This window comes from Burkholderia sp. MSMB2157WGS, from assembly GCF_001532755.1.
GTDB lineage: Bacteria > Pseudomonadota > Gammaproteobacteria > Burkholderiales > Burkholderiaceae > Burkholderia.
The window spans coordinates 587,297-600,981 of record NZ_LPJG01000030.1 but is presented as its reverse complement, the minus strand read 5'-3'; the positions used below and the strand labels follow the sequence as shown (position 1 = coordinate 600,981).

Below are 13,685 nucleotides of genomic sequence, written 5' to 3'. Positions count from 1 at the left end.
GCGCTTCCCGATCCTGTGCGACGGACGCCCGTCCGCGCCGGCTGCCGCCGCCTCGTGCCAGAGCGCGATCGACGCGATCGCTGGCCGCAAGCCCGATCGGGAGCCGCCGGGGCGCGCGTCAGCCCCGGCGCGGCCAGTGAGCCGTGCTGCGCCCGCAATCGCGGGCGCCGCGCCGCCTGGCCGATTCTTCGAAGGAGACTATCGTGCTGATCTGGAAAACCGCGTTGTCGCTGAACTGGCGGACGAGCCTCGTGTCGCCGGCCAGCGCACCGGTCGCGGCGGCGAACGTCGGACGGCTGGTGCTGACCGGCGCGACCGGCTTCATCGGCAGTACCGTGCTGACGGCGCTCGTCAATGCAGGGCTGCTCGAACGCATCGTCTGCGTCGTGCGCGCGCAGGATCGCGGCCACGCGGTCGCGCGGCTGCGTGAAGCCGCGCTGCGCGCGGGGCTCGCGCCGTACTGGGCGTCGCGCCTGACCGATGCGAACGTGATCGTCGGCGCGCTCGCCGACGTGTGGCACGGCGCCGATGCGCCGCGCCTGGCTGGCGCGACGCACGTGATTCACTGCGCGGGCCATGCGTCGCCGGCCGACGGCGCGCACCTGCGGGCCGACATCGCCGATGCGGTGTGCTTCGCCGAACGCTTTGCGCGCTCGCCGCACCTGCAGCGTTTCGTCTACGTCGGCACGGCCTACGCGCACGCCGGCCGTGGCGGGATCGTGCGGGAAGAGGCGGAACGCGACGCGGCGAACGATGCCGCGCCGGGCGACGAAGGCCTGCCGGGCGCGGTGCTCGCGGCCGGCTACCTGCACGCGAAGGCGGAGACGGAACAGCGCCTGCGTGCGCTCGGGCTGCCGCTCGTCGTCGTGCGGCCGTCGCACGTGGTCGGCCACACGGTGCTCGGTACGCGGCCCGCGCCGAATTCGTTCTGGATGTTCCGGCTCGCGCATGCGGCGCGCCGCTTCACCGCGCGGCCGATGACGCGCATCGACATCGTGTCGGTGGACGACGTGGCGCGCGCGACGATGCTGCTGGCCGTCAAGCCGACGCTCGCGCACGACGTCTATCACGTGTCGGCCGGCGACGAGGCGCCGCAGGTCGCGCAGATCGTGCGTGCGATGGACGAGGCGGCGGGGATGACCGGGGCGCCGCGCTACGCGGCATGCGCGCCGGCCGACCTGCCGCTCGTCGTGCGCGACGTGCTCGGGCGCCGCGATCCGGCACTCGAGCGCGTTATCGGCCGGGCGTTGCAGCGTTGCGGGGAATTCGCGACGGTCGATCGCGTGTTCGACAATCGTCGCGTGCGCGACGAGATCGATTTCGAGCCGTTGCCGTTCATCGACTACGTCGAGGAATGCATGCGCACGTCGCGCGGGGTGGCCGTGACCGAGCTGATGCGCGGCGCGATCCACTGACCGCCCGCGTCGCATCGGCGCCCGTTGCCGCACGTGGCGGGCGCGGGCGCCGTCTTTACGCGTGGCTGCCGAGCTCGATGAGCCGGTCGAGCGCGCGGTAGATATCGTCGAGGCCGTCCTCGCCGAATCGCGATTCGAGCTGGCGATATTGCTCGTCGATGCGCGGACCGATTTCCGTCACCAGTTTCCTGCTTTGCGGCGTCAGGCTGACCAGCAGCCGGCGCTGGTCCTCCTGCGCGCGCATGCGCGTGATCAGACCGTCGCGCTCCATCCGTTCCAGCACGCCGGTCAGGCTCGGGCTCAGGATGCAGCAGCGTTTCGCGATCTGCCCGGCTTCGAGCGCCTGCGCCGGTTCGCCGTCGAGCACGCGAATGATCCGCCATTGCTGTTCGGTCAGCGAGAATTCCTTGAGAATGGGGCGAAACAGGCCCATCAGCGTTTCGCGGGCCTCGAGCAGCAGCATGGCCAGGTTGCGATGGTCGAGCGTACGGTTCATCAGCGTGAGCAGAGGACGGGGACGCATCAATCTTAACAGCCGAAGCTGATGAATTTCGCGTATCAGGGTAATCGAGGTTGCCAGCACCCGATTGTTTACTTAAGATATTAAGTATTGACGATGCGCCGCGACGCGCGGCAGGGGAATGACGCATGGAGCTGTCTTGCACGACCGCCGCGGCGCCGCCGTTGCCGGTCGCCATCGGTACCGTCTACGGCGCGCTGCTCAACGAGCGCGCGGCGCTCGCCGCGCTCGGCGATGCGGTGAACGCCCCGCCTTACGGCCGCCCGCCGCAGGCGCCGATCCTGTACATCAAATCCGCCAACACGCATGTGGCCGACGGTGCCGCCGTCGTCGTGCCGGCCGGCGTCGACGCGCTCGAGATCGGTGCGTCGGTGGCCGTCGTGTTCGCCCGGCGCGCGACGCGCGTGGCGGCCGCGCAGGCGCTCGACTACGTGCACGGTTTCACGCTCGCGAGCGACGTGTCGGTGCCGCATCCCGATTACTACCGTCCGGCCGTGCGTTTCAAGTGCCGTGACGGCTTTTGCCCGCTCGGCCCGGCGATCGTGCCGGCCGCCGCGCTTGCCGACGTCGACGAGATCGGCCTGACGGTGCGGATCGACGGCGAGGTGGCCGCGTCCGCATCGACCGCGACGCTGATTCGCCCGGTGCGCGAGCTGATCGCCGACGTGACGGCCTTCATGTCGTTCGACGCGGGCGACGTGCTGCTGCTCGGCGTCGCGGGCGGCGCACCGCGCGCCCGCGCGGGCAGCACGATCGAGATCGCCGCGGCCGGCATCGGCGCGTTGCGGCATACGCTGATTGCGGAGGAAGCACGATGAAGACGGCGCGCGTGATCTACAACGGCGCACTGCATGCAGCCGAACCGGCCGGCGACGGCGCGATCCGCCTCGATACGGGGCGCGTGCTGGCGGAGGACGCGGTGGCATGGCTGCCGCCCGTCGCGCCGCGCACGACGTTCGCGCTCGGCCTGAACTACGCCGACCATGCGAAGGAACTCGCCTTCAATGCGCCGAGCGAACCGCTGATCTTCCTGAAGGGGCCGAACACGTTCGTCGGCCACCGGTCGCGCACGGTGCGCCCGGCGGACGCCACGCACATGCACTACGAGTGCGAGCTGGCCGTCGTGATCGGCCGGCCCGCGCGCCGCGTGAGCCGCGCGCAGGCCATCGACTACGTGGCCGGCTATACGGTCGCGAACGACTACGCGATCCGCGACTATCTCGAGAACTACTACCGTCCGAACCTGCGCGTGAAGAACCGCGACACCTGCACGCCGCTCGGGCCGTGGTTCGTCAGCCGCGACGAGATCGGCGACGCGGGCGACCTGACGCTGCGCACGACGGTGAACGGCCGGCAGACGCAGCGCGGCAGCACCCGCGACATGGTCTTCGACGTGCCGGCGCTGATCGAGCACATCAGCAGCTTCATGACGCTCGCGCCGGGCGACCTGATCCTGACCGGCACGCCCGAGGGGCTGGCGGACACGCAGCCGGGCGACGAGGTCGTGACCGAAATCGAAGGGATCGGCCGGCTCGTGAACACGATCGTCGCCGAGGCAGACTACTATCGCGCCGGCTGAGCCCGTCGCCCAAGGAGAGCACATGACCATCAAGCACTGGATCGACGGCCGCGAAGTGGAGAGCCGCGAGACCTTCACGACGCTGAACCCGGCGACGGGCGACGTCATCACCGACGTCGCGTCGGGCGGCGAGGCCGAGGTCGACGCGGCCGTGCGCGCGGCGAAGGAAGCGTTCCCGAAATGGGCGAACACGCCGGCGAAGGAGCGCGCGAAGCTGATGCGCAAGCTCGGCGAGCTGATCGAGCGGAACGTGCCGATGCTCGCGGCGCTGGAGACGCAGGACACCGGCCTGCCGATCGCGCAGACGAGCAAGCAGCTGATTCCGCGCGCGTCCGAGAATTTCAACTTCTTCGCGGAAGTATGCGTGCAGATGAACGGCCGCACCTATCCGGTCGACGATCAGATGCTGAACTACACGCTGTACCAGCCGGTCGGCGTGTGCGCGCTGGTGTCGCCGTGGAACGTGCCGTTCATGACGGCCACGTGGAAGACGGCGCCGTGTCTCGCGCTCGGCAACACGGCCGTGCTGAAGATGTCGGAGCTGTCGCCGCTGACGGCCGACCAGCTCGGCCGGCTCGCGCTCGAAGCCGGCATCCCGCCCGGCGTGCTGAACGTCGTGCAGGGTTACGGCGCGACGGCCGGCGATGCGCTCGTGCGGCATCCGGACGTGCGCGCGGTGTCGTTCACGGGCGGCACGGTCACGGGCAAGCGGATCATGGAGCGCGCGGGCCTGAAGAAGTACTCGATGGAACTCGGCGGCAAGTCGCCGGTGCTGATCTTCGACGACGCCGATTTCGACCGCGCGCTCGACGCGTCGTTGTTCACGATCTTCTCGATCAACGGCGAACGCTGTACGGCCGGCTCGCGGATCTTCGTGCAGCGCACGATCTACGACCGCTTCGTGCAGGAATTCGCGCGCCGCGCGAACAACCTGGTGGTCGGCGATCCGGCCGATCCGGGCACGCATCTCGGCGCGATGATCACGCGCCAGCACTGGGAGAAGGTGACGGGCTACATCCGCATCGGCGAGCAGGAGGGCGCGCGCGTGGTGGCGGGCGGCGCGGACAAGCCGGCCGGGTTGCCCGATCGTTTGCGCAACGGCAACTTCGTGCGGCCGACCGTATTCGCCGACGTCGACAACCGGATGCGCATCGCGCAGGAAGAGATCTTCGGGCCGGTCGCGTGCATCATCCCGTTCGAGAACGAGGAAGAAGGGCTGCGGCTCGCGAACGACACGGCGTACGGCCTCGCGTCGTACATCTGGACGCAGGACGTCGGCAAGGTGCATCGGCTCGCCCGGGGCATCGAGGCCGGGATGGTGTTCGTGAACAGCCAGAACGTGCGCGACCTGCGCCAGCCGTTCGGCGGCGTGAAGGAATCGGGCACCGGGCGCGAAGGCGGCGAGTACAGCTTCGAGGTGTTCGCGGAGATCAAGAACGTGTGCATCTCGATGGGTTCGCATCACATTCCTCGCTGGGGCGTGTAACGGGAGCGGGTCGTGTTGCCGCAAGAACGAACGATTCCTTGGCCGGCACGCCGGCCAAGCATGGGGCCAGAGTAAGCGCTAAAGCGCTAACTCCGGTCGACCGCGAAGCATGGGACCGGAGTAACCGCTAAAGCGCTAACTCCGGTCGACCGCGATGCATGGGACCGGAGTAACCGCTAAAGCGCTAACTCCGGTCGACAGGGAGACTTGAACGATGGGCAAATTGTCCCTCGCCGCGAAGATCACGCACGTGCCGTCGATGTATCTGTCGGAATTGCCCGGCCGGCATCACGGCTGCCGTGATGCGGCGATCCGCGGCCATCAGCTGATCGGCGAGCGCTGCCGCGCGCTCGGCGTCGACACGATCGTCGTGTCGGACGTGCACTGGCTCGTCAACGCCGGCTATCACGTGAACTGCAATGCACGGTTCGCCGGCACCTATACGAGCAACGAGCTGCCGCATTTCATCCGCGACATGCAGTACGCGTATCCGGGCAACCCGGCGCTCGGCCGGCTGATCGCGGAAACCGCCACCGCGCGCGGCGTCGCGACGCGTGCGCACGAGATCGACAGCCTCGAGCTCGAATACGGCACGCTCGTGCCGATGCGCTACATGAACGGCGACCAGCACTTCAAGGTCGTGTCGATCGCCGGCTGGTGCATGTGGCACACGCTCGACGAAAGCCGGCGCTTCGGCGAGGCGCTGCTCGAAGCGATCGAGAAGAGCGATTCGAACGTCGCGTTCCTCGCGAGCGGCTCGCTGTCGCACCGCTTCAACGACAACGGCAGCCCCGAGGAATCGATCCACGAGATCAGCCGCGAATTCTTCCGGCAGGTCGACCTGCGCGTGGTCGAGCTGTGGAAGCAGGGCGATTTCAAGACCTTCTGCGCGATGCTGCCGGAGTACAACGTGCATTGCCACGGCGAAGGCGGCATGCACGACACGGCGATGCTGCTCGGGCTGCTCGGCTGGGATCGTTACGACCGGCCCGTCGAGATCGTCACCGACTATTTCGCGAGCTCGGGCACCGGGCAGATCAACGCGATCTTCCCGCTGCCCTGAGCGTCGCCGCCCGCCCCGCATTCGAATCCGACCGGAGACCTGCCATGCCACACATCGTCGTCGAATACACCGCGAACATCCGCGACGACGCACGCATTCCCGTGCTGCTGCACACGATCAACGCGACGCTGATCGCCCAGGGCGGCGTGTTCCCGACCGGCGGCATCCGTTCGCGCGCGATCGAGCTGCGCGACTACTGCGTCGCCGACGGCACGGAGGACGACGCGTTCGTCCACGTGACGCTGAAGATCGGTTCGGGCCGCACCGACGCGCAGAAAAAGGCCGCGTGCGACGCGCTGTTCGACGCGATCAAGGTGCATTTCGCCGAGTTGTACGCAACACGCTACCTTGCGCTGTCGATGGAACTGACCGAGTTCAGCGAAAGCGGCTCGTACAAGCACAACAACATTCACGCCCGCTACAAGCGGGCCGGCTGAACGCCATTTCCGATCCGACCATGCTCGAACCCGCCATCATCGACCAGCTCGCGCACCGTCTGCACGACGCCGAACGCGCGCGCACGCAGATCCGCCAGATCTCGCTCGACCATCCCGACATCACGATCGACGACGCGTATGCGATCCAGCGCGCATGGGTCGCCCTCAAGCTCGCTGAAGGCCGCACGCTGAAGGGGCACAAGATCGGCCTCACGTCGAAGGCGATGCAGAACACGTCGCAGATCGACGAACCCGACTACGGCGCGCTGCTCGACGACATGTTCTTCGAAGACGGCGGCACGATCCCGACTAGCCGCTTCATCGTGCCGCGCGTCGAGGTCGAGCTCGCATTCGTGCTCGGCAAGCGGCTCGCCGGCCCGAACTGCACGATCTTCGACGTGTACGACGCGGTCGATTACGTCGTGCCGGCGCTCGAGATCATCGACGCGCGCAGCCAGTCGATCGACCCCGACACGAAACGGCCGCGCAAGGTGTTCGACACCATCGCCGACAACGCGGCGAACGCGGGCGTCGTGATCGGCGGCCGGCCGGTGCGCCCGCAGGACGTCGATTTGCGCTGGGTGGCGGCGATCATGTCGCGCAACGGCGTGGTCGAGGAAACCGGTGTCGCGGCCGGCGTGCTGAACCATCCGGCGAACGGCGTCGCGTGGCTCGCGAACCGGCTGTCGCGCTTCGACGTCGCGCTGGAGCCGGGGCAGATCGTGCTCGGCGGGTCGTTCACGCGGCCGTGCGCGGCGCGTTCGGGCGATACGTTCAGCGTCGATTACGGCCCGCTCGGGACGATCCAGTGTTACTTCGAATGAGGTGAGCGAACGATGCAGATTTCGTCGAATGTCTTCAAGGCCGCGCTCGCGCGCGGCGATGCGCAGATCGGGTTGTGGCTCGGCCTCGCGAATCCGTACAGCGCCGAAGTGGTCGCGGGCGCCGGTTTCGACTGGTTGCTGATCGATGGCGAGCATGCGCCGAACACGGTGCCGACGATCCTCGCGCAACTGCAGGCGATCGCGCCGTATCCGTCGCATCCGGTCGTGCGCGTGCCGTGGAACGATCCGGTGATCGTCAAGCAGGTGCTCGATCTCGGCGCGCAGACGCTGCTCGTGCCGATGGTGCAGAGCGCGGACGAAGCGCGTGCGGCGGTAGCCGCGACGCGTTACCCGCCGCACGGCATTCGCGGCGTCGGCAGCGCGCTGGCGCGTGCGTCGCGGTGGAATCGCGTCGGCGAGTACCTGCATCGCGCGAACGACGAGATGGCCGTGCTCGTGCAGGTCGAGACGCGCGCGGGGCTCGACGCGATCGATGCGATCGCGCGGGTCGACGGCGTGGACGGCGTATTCATCGGGCCGGCCGATCTGGCCGCCGATCTCGGTCATCTCGGCGATCCCGGGCACCCGGACGTGCAGGCCGCGATCGACGGTGCGATCCGCGCGATCCAGGCGGCCGGCAAGGCGCCGGGCATCCTGAGCGCGGATGAAGCGGCCGCGCGGCGCTATCTGGAAGCGGGGGCGCTGTTCGTCGCGGTCGGCGTCGATACGACGCTGCTGGCGCGGAGCGCGGAACGGCTCGCCGCGCAGTTCAAAAGGGCCGGCGGCGACGCCGCGAAGCAGGGCGACGGCACGTATTGACGCGGCGGCAGGCGGTGGTCGTGTGCCGCCCGCGGGCTTTGCGCCACGCGGTTTCGTGCACGCGCATGGCCGCGCCTATCCTTTCGTGCCCCGTCCCGCCTCCATATATCGTCCCGGCGTCGTTCCCAGCGCGCGTCGGAACATGTCGATGAACGCGCTCACGTTGTCGTACCCGAGATCGAGCGCGATCGTCGTCACCGGCGCGCCATCCGCAATGCGCTCCAGCGCCCGCAGCAGTCGCGCCTGCTGACGCCACTGCGCGAACGTCAGCCCCGTCTCGGCGACGAAGCGGCGACTCATCGTCCGTGCGCCGATGCCGGCCCATTCGGCCCACTCCTCCAGCCGCCGGTCGTTCGCGAGATCCGCGGCCAGCGCATCGGTGATCTTCACGAGCCGCGGATCCCGCGGCCGGACCAGGCCCAGCGCCTCGGCTTCCGATGCCGCGATTTCATCGAGGATCACGTCGGCGATCCGAGCTTGTGCGGCATCCAGCTCGGCATCGCCCCAGCTTGCCGCGCGCTGCACGGCTTCGCGCAGCAGCGGCGTCGTGCGGATCGCGCGCGGCGTGGCCGGCAGCGCCGCGCAGCGCGCTTCGGCGACGAATGCCGACCAGCCGGCAATCGGCCCGAACGAGCGCAGCGAATGCCGGTAATGCGGCGGAATCCAGATCGCATGGATCGCCGGCACGACCCATTCCTGATCGTCGAGCCCGATCGTCACCAGACCGCTCAGCGCGCCGACGAGCTGGCCGCGCGCATGCGAATGCGACGCGGTGATGCGCGGGTCGCGTTGCGACAGGATGGCGGCGACCACGAACGGGCCGTCGTCGGACGTGACGAAGCGGGCGGGCAGGAGCGGATCGGACATGGCCGGATATCGGTATCGAATGGCCGTTATACCGGAGATCGGCCGGTTTTGCACGCCTACACTGCGTCCATCGATGACAACCGGAGCAAGACGCGATGCGAGCCGAACAGATGCTTCCCGACCATGCCGACCGGGTCGATGCCGGCGGAACGACGATTCGCAAGGGGACCGTTGGTGCGTTTCTGGTCAACGCACGGGTGTTGACCGATCCCAACGCCGCGCCGGCGGAGCGGGCGCGTGCGGAGGCCGATGCGATCGACGCGTTGCCTGCGCTGCGAGCGCTCGGCCTGTTCGACGTGCTGGAAGTACGCGATCCCGCGCTGCGCGCATGGCTCGATGCCCGGTAAAGACCCATCTTCCAGAATTGAAGGAACCACCATGAAAGCAGCAGTCGTGACGGGCGCCGGCGTGCGTCCCGTCCATATGGAATTCGACGCGCCGCCCGCGATGCCGGGCCACCGCCTGATCGACGTGACGGCGTCGGCGTTGAGCCGGCTCGCGCAGGGGCGCGCGGCCGGCACGCATTACTCGTCGGATCGCCGCTATCCGTTCGTCGTCGGTGTCGACGGCGTGGGGCGTCTCGACGACGGTCGGCGCGTCTACTTCTTCGGTGCCCCGGCGCCGTTCGGCGCGATGGCCGAACGCACGATCGTGCCCGATACGCAGTGCGTGCCGCTGCCGGACGCGCTCGACGACGTCACGGCTGCGGCGATCGCGATTCCGGGGATGTCGTCGTGGGCGGCGCTGACCGAACGCGCGCGGCTCGTCGCGGGCGAGACGGTGCTCGTCAATGGCGCGACCGGCACGTCGGGGCGGCTCGCAGTGCGGATCGCGAAGCATCTCGGCGCGGCGAAGGTGATCGCGACCGGCCGCAACGCGGCCGCGTTGCAGGCGTTGCTGAATGCCGGCGCGGACGCCGTCGTGTCGCTGCAGCAGGACGACGCGCATCTGGTGCGGGCGCTCGAACCGCATTTCCGCGCGGGCGTGGATGTCGTGCTCGATTATCTGTGGGGAGCCAGCGCGCAGACGCTGCTGGTTGCCGGCGCGAACGCGATCCCCGATGGCCGCCGGCTGCGCTTCGTGCAGATCGGCTCGATCGGCGGCGCGGACGTGCTGCTGCCCGGCGCCGTGCTGCGGGCGACCGCGATCGAACTGATGGGCAGCGGTTTGGGCAGCGTGTCGCTGCCGCGCTTGCTGGCGTCGGTGCGCGGCGTGTTCGAAGCGGTCGGGCCGGCGGGCCTCACGATCGACACGCGGGAGGTGCCGCTGTCGGACGTCGGCGAACACTGGGGCGATACGAGCAGCGTCGTGCGTCCGGTGTTCACGATGCGTGGCGATTGAACGGCGACGGGCGTGCAACGGCCATCGTCTGTCAAGGGGAAGGGCCAGAAGACGGAGCGCCGGTGCGATGGAGGAGTCGGGCCGGCAAGCGCAGCAGTTCGGGGATGGGCTGACGAATGACACGGTCACCGTTCACAGTTGGCAACGATACTTGGGTGTCTTGTCCCACACCGCGAGACTGTCTAGCGCTTGTATCAAGACATGTGTTTTCCGCCAGAAACGAACGAATAGATGTGGAATCCATGTCAGGCGATGCGGAATGCTCCGCGTTCGCGACTCCGTCGGATTCGAGATTTTCGATGAATGGTACATGCGGAACATTGTGAGGCGTTGAGTGGGTCTGTAAGGTCCGTGATTCCACGACGCAAGGGACTGCACGATGCGCGATAACGATAGGATTCCGTACTTAAGAATCAACAAGCTGATTTGGAAATGGAAGCTTTGCGACGGAAACGATGGGGGCATCCCGGCGTGTGATCTCGGCCTATCACTAGCAATGGCGCCACCGGTGAGCGAGTCCTCAGTAGAGCGATCTACGCCCGTTGCGCGAGTCGACAAGCGCGACTCGCTCGACAAGATGGTGGACGACATCGAAAGGGTTGCGGCTGCGTTTTCTCGCTTCAAGAAATGGCTGGATACGCCTATTCCGCCCGAGCAACCGAAGCAGATGGGGACGGAAAGGGTGGTGCCGCCTTTCGATATTCAGCAAATTCCCGATGCCATGCGCAAAGAGCATATGCCAGTCTCGGCGAAACTGATGGAGCGGTGGTTTGCCGGAGAGTTCAACTACTCGGCCACATCAAAAGATCAGCGGAACGAGATCAATCAGTACGGCGAGCTCTATCCGGAGTCGATGATTGATCGAACCACCATAAAACTGGATTGGGTTCTCAAGCATGCGCGTGCAAAGAGCCAATACGACAATCTCATGAATGTCGGCATATACAGCCCGCGTGCATATGAAACCCTCAAGGATATTCTTGGCCGCTATCGCAGGCGCGGGGATGTATCGCCTTGGACGGTCAGCGACTACGATATCCGCAAGCTACACAAGGAATTCCAGTTCCAGCGAGCGGCTGTAGAAAGTTCCTTTGAGCAGAAGGCTTTGCAGGCCATTCGGAGGCTTCCGGATGCCGGTGTTCCTGACGACCTGACCGGTGCGTTGGGCGCATTCAATCTTTATGCTGCGGCAGCGCGCGTTATCTTCGACGCCGAACGTAAGAAGGCGACGGTCACCAACATCGTTGTATACGTCAGGGATAGTTACTCCTTTGAGGGGGCAGCAGATTCGCGATCCCAGTACTTGGGCCACTGGAGCAAAAACGGTCTGGTTATCGTGCCAAGCTACACTGCAGCGAATCTTGCAGATCAGCCGTGGTTCGATTTTCCCATCGTGTCCGGCAGTACGATCGCAAACCTCTATGAGCCAGCGAAAGTTTACTATCCAGTTCGGAATCGCTCGTTCCGAGACTGGCAAACCAGACACCATCGAGGTGGCGATTTCATCATATTTTCCGACTATAGGCCGATCATGCTGGACAAACCCATAACGGTGTACTTCGAATGAACGGATTGGCGAGTGCCACGCAAGGGGCGGGCATGGTTGCGCTTGCAGCAATCGCGCTGTTCGGAATCGCGGTGTGTTTGTTGATCGTTGTCTTATACAGCCTTGCACACCGGGAGGGGCGCGCCGCCCGAATGAAATCGGGATTGAAAGCGCTCGGTTTTGGTGTGGCAGTTGTCAGTTTTTTGGGCTGCGCCGGTTCTTACTATCAGGATGCGCACATACGTGCACGAGCGACGCAGTTTGATACCGAGATCTCCAGGAACGATGGGGGCGCTACACGGCGCAATACAGCTATCTGGCTCGGGACCGCGTTCTTTTGCGACTCTATCGGACATCCGACATGCGACTGCTCGCCGAGCGGACTTACGAGTACCCGGATTCCGTCCGACTGGTATGGACTAAGGATTCCTTGATATTTGATGCCGCCGTTGATGGCGACGGAGAGATCAAGCTACCGCCTACGCTGTTCGATCGATTCAAGGCTATGTTGCCGTAGTCGACGTGCTTCGTGCGTATGCAATTCCGTGTTGTGCGCGTGAACAGGCGCAGGATGATGCGTAACGGCGCACGAGGATCGGCGTCACATCGAACGGAGGCGGGCGGCTATACGTGCCGCCGCCCGCCGTCACGTCGCAACGATCAGAACCGCTGCTGAATCCCCGCCGTGACGCCCACCTGCGTGGTCCCATACCCCGCGAAATCGCGCGACACGCCGACCTTCTGGTCGTGTTTCGCGAGCGCGAACGCGCCGGCCGCGTACAGCACCGTCCGCTTCGACAGCGCGTAGTTCGCACGCATCGACACCAGCGTCGGATCGGCGTCGCTGCCGCCCTTGATGTTCTGGTGATAAACGGCCGCGATCAGCGAGAACGCCGGCGTGAACTGATACGACCCGCCGAGCCAGACCATGTCGCTCAACTGGTTCGCCGCCGTGGTGCGGAACGTGCGCTTGTAGTTGCGGTAGCCGGCCATCGTCTTCAGGTTGCCGAAGTCGTAGCTCAGGCCGGCATGGATTCCCTGGATATAGTCGACCGTATCGGCCGGCGTGACGCTGTCGGCCGCGCCGTTCTGCCGGTCGAACGTGACGACCGCCGCGAACGGTCCCTTCTCGTAGCCGACCGCGAAATCGTATTTCGAGCTGGTTTTCATGCTGCCCGGCACGTTGCCGAAGCCGTACAGCGCGCCGAACTTGAAGCCGCCGAATTCGCCGTCGTAGCGCACCGCGTTCGACGAGCGCGTGAACATGCCGTCCTTGCGGCCGCCCGTCGCCATCGACGACGACGCCCACGAGTAGTTCTGCGCGTAGCCCATCGGGTCGAACGGCAGCATGTAGTCGTAGGTGACGGTGTAGTTGCGGCCGAGCGTCAGTTCGCCCCATTTGCTCTTCAGGCCGACCGTCGCGCGGCGCGCGAAGATCGAGTCCGGGCCGTCGTCGAACGCGCCGTTCGCGAGATCGATCCCGCTTTCGAGGCGGAACACGGCCTTCAGCCCGCCGCCGAGATCCTCGACGCCGCGCAAGCCCCAGCGCGACGTGTTCTTGTTCCCCGACTTGAGCTTGACCGAATTGCCGCCTTCCGGCGCCGCGTGGTTGGTGAATTCGATGCCGGCGTCCATGATCCCGTACATCGTGACCGACGACTGCGCGTGCGCGGCCGGCACGGCGATACAGGCCACTGCAGCCGAACCGGTAAGGACTACTGTGCGAATGGAACGTTCTGCGCGTGAATTCATTTTGACGGTGTCTCCTTGGTTTGTTCTGGGTGGGGT

Annotated in this window: 14 protein-coding genes; 11 read left to right on the top strand and 3 right to left on the bottom strand. The window is 66.4% G+C overall.

Going from position 1 to position 13,685, the window contains the following annotated elements:
- Window positions 1–203: 203 nt before the first annotated feature.
- Window positions 204–1,415: an SDR family oxidoreductase gene (locus WT53_RS21270; RefSeq protein WP_060261304.1), complete on the top strand. Its 1,212-nt coding sequence runs from the start codon at window positions 204–206 to the stop codon at window positions 1,413–1,415.
- 55 nt (window positions 1,416–1,470) lie between these two features.
- Here the strand turns inward: WT53_RS21270 and hpaR are convergent, their stop codons facing one another.
- Complete coding sequence (gene hpaR, locus WT53_RS21265) at window positions 1,471–1,911, bottom strand: homoprotocatechuate degradation operon regulator HpaR (protein WP_059822541.1); 441 nt, start codon at window positions 1,909–1,911, stop codon at window positions 1,471–1,473.
- A 152-nt stretch (window positions 1,912–2,063) separates the two neighbouring features.
- Here hpaR and WT53_RS21260 point away from each other — a divergent pair, with 152 nt between their 5' ends.
- The 7 genes from WT53_RS21260 (at window position 2,064) to hpaI (ending at window position 8,143) form a co-directional block, all read left to right on the top strand.
- Window positions 2,064–2,753: a fumarylacetoacetate hydrolase family protein gene (locus WT53_RS21260; protein ID WP_034204959.1), complete on the top strand. Its 690-nt coding sequence runs from the start codon at window positions 2,064–2,066 to the stop codon at window positions 2,751–2,753.
- Window positions 2,750–3,514: a fumarylacetoacetate hydrolase family protein gene (locus tag WT53_RS21255; RefSeq protein WP_034204958.1), complete on the top strand. Its 765-nt coding sequence runs from the start codon at window positions 2,750–2,752 to the stop codon at window positions 3,512–3,514. Before WT53_RS21260 ends, WT53_RS21255 begins: the two co-directional genes overlap by 4 nt.
- Window positions 3,515–3,536: 22 nt before the next feature.
- A complete protein-coding gene (gene hpaE / locus WT53_RS21250; protein ID WP_059783680.1) occupies window positions 3,537–5,000 on the top strand; it encodes a 5-carboxymethyl-2-hydroxymuconate semialdehyde dehydrogenase in 1,464 nt (487 codons plus the stop codon).
- A 214-nt stretch (window positions 5,001–5,214) separates the two neighbouring features.
- Window positions 5,215–6,063, top strand: coding sequence for a 3,4-dihydroxyphenylacetate 2,3-dioxygenase (hpaD, locus tag WT53_RS21245; protein WP_034204956.1), 849 nt, complete (start codon window positions 5,215–5,217; stop codon window positions 6,061–6,063).
- 44 nt (window positions 6,064–6,107) lie between these two features.
- Window positions 6,108–6,500 carry a 5-carboxymethyl-2-hydroxymuconate Delta-isomerase gene (locus tag WT53_RS21240; protein WP_034204955.1) on the top strand — a complete coding sequence of 131 codons (393 nt, stop codon included), beginning with the start codon at window positions 6,108–6,110 and terminating at the stop codon, window positions 6,498–6,500.
- 20 nt (window positions 6,501–6,520) lie between these two features.
- Entirely contained in the window at window positions 6,521–7,324 is an 804-nt protein-coding gene (hpaH, locus tag WT53_RS21235; RefSeq protein WP_034204954.1) for a 2-oxo-hept-4-ene-1,7-dioate hydratase, read from the top strand.
- Window positions 7,325–7,336: 12 nt separating this feature from the next.
- Window positions 7,337–8,143, top strand: a complete 807-nt coding sequence (hpaI, locus tag WT53_RS21230; protein WP_059822537.1) for a 4-hydroxy-2-oxoheptanedioate aldolase — start codon at window positions 7,337–7,339, stop codon at window positions 8,141–8,143.
- A 75-nt stretch (window positions 8,144–8,218) separates the two neighbouring features.
- Here hpaI and WT53_RS21225 read toward each other — a convergent pair whose 3' ends face one another.
- Window positions 8,219–9,010 carry a helix-turn-helix domain-containing protein gene (locus WT53_RS21225; protein ID WP_060261300.1) on the bottom strand — a complete coding sequence of 264 codons (792 nt, stop codon included), beginning with the start codon at window positions 9,008–9,010 and terminating at the stop codon, window positions 8,219–8,221.
- A gap of 95 nt (window positions 9,011–9,105) precedes the next feature.
- On the opposite strand from WT53_RS21225, the gene WT53_RS21220 reads away from it, so the two are divergent.
- The 3 genes from WT53_RS21220 (at window position 9,106) to WT53_RS21210 (ending at window position 11,918) form a co-directional block, all read left to right on the top strand.
- Window positions 9,106–9,357, top strand: coding sequence for a hypothetical protein (locus tag WT53_RS21220; RefSeq protein WP_034204951.1), 252 nt, complete (start codon window positions 9,106–9,108; stop codon window positions 9,355–9,357).
- Window positions 9,358–9,388: 31 nt separating this feature from the next.
- Window positions 9,389–10,351: a zinc-binding alcohol dehydrogenase family protein gene (locus tag WT53_RS21215; RefSeq protein ID WP_060261297.1), complete on the top strand. Its 963-nt coding sequence runs from the start codon at window positions 9,389–9,391 to the stop codon at window positions 10,349–10,351.
- Window positions 10,352–10,730: 379 nt separating this feature from the next.
- Complete coding sequence (locus WT53_RS21210; RefSeq protein ID WP_179949040.1) at window positions 10,731–11,918, top strand: DUF6402 family protein; 1,188 nt, start codon at window positions 10,731–10,733, stop codon at window positions 11,916–11,918.
- A 639-nt stretch (window positions 11,919–12,557) separates the two neighbouring features.
- Here the strand turns inward: WT53_RS21210 and WT53_RS21200 are convergent.
- A complete protein-coding gene (locus tag WT53_RS21200; RefSeq protein ID WP_060261294.1) occupies window positions 12,558–13,649 on the bottom strand; it encodes a porin in 1,092 nt (363 codons plus the stop codon).
- Window positions 13,650–13,685 lie beyond the last annotated feature (36 nt).

Excerpts from the sequence above, each read along its gene's own strand:
- hpaI (WP_059822537.1), top strand. The coding sequence starts at position 7,337 with ATGCAGATTTCGTCGAATGTCTTCAAGGCCGCGCTCGCGCGCGGCGAT.
- WT53_RS21240 (WP_034204955.1), top strand. The coding sequence starts at position 6,108 with ATGCCACACATCGTCGTCGAATACACCGCGAACATCCGCGACGACGCA.
- WT53_RS21210 (WP_179949040.1), top strand. The coding sequence starts at position 10,731 with ATGCGCGATAACGATAGGATTCCGTACTTAAGAATCAACAAGCTGATT.
- hpaH (WP_034204954.1), top strand. The coding sequence starts at position 6,521 with ATGCTCGAACCCGCCATCATCGACCAGCTCGCGCACCGTCTGCACGAC.
- WT53_RS21260 (WP_034204959.1), top strand. The coding sequence starts at position 2,064 with ATGGAGCTGTCTTGCACGACCGCCGCGGCGCCGCCGTTGCCGGTCGCC.
- hpaD (WP_034204956.1), top strand. The coding sequence starts at position 5,215 with ATGGGCAAATTGTCCCTCGCCGCGAAGATCACGCACGTGCCGTCGATG.
- hpaE (WP_059783680.1), top strand. The coding sequence starts at position 3,537 with ATGACCATCAAGCACTGGATCGACGGCCGCGAAGTGGAGAGCCGCGAG.
- WT53_RS21225 (WP_060261300.1), bottom strand. The coding sequence starts at position 9,010 with ATGTCCGATCCGCTCCTGCCCGCCCGCTTCGTCACGTCCGACGACGGC.
- WT53_RS21200 (WP_060261294.1), bottom strand. The coding sequence starts at position 13,649 with ATGAATTCACGCGCAGAACGTTCCATTCGCACAGTAGTCCTTACCGGT.
- WT53_RS21255 (WP_034204958.1), top strand. The coding sequence starts at position 2,750 with ATGAAGACGGCGCGCGTGATCTACAACGGCGCACTGCATGCAGCCGAA.
- WT53_RS21220 (WP_034204951.1), top strand. The coding sequence starts at position 9,106 with ATGCGAGCCGAACAGATGCTTCCCGACCATGCCGACCGGGTCGATGCC.
- hpaR (WP_059822541.1), bottom strand. The coding sequence starts at position 1,911 with ATGAACCGTACGCTCGACCATCGCAACCTGGCCATGCTGCTGCTCGAG.
- WT53_RS21215 (WP_060261297.1), top strand. The coding sequence starts at position 9,389 with ATGAAAGCAGCAGTCGTGACGGGCGCCGGCGTGCGTCCCGTCCATATG.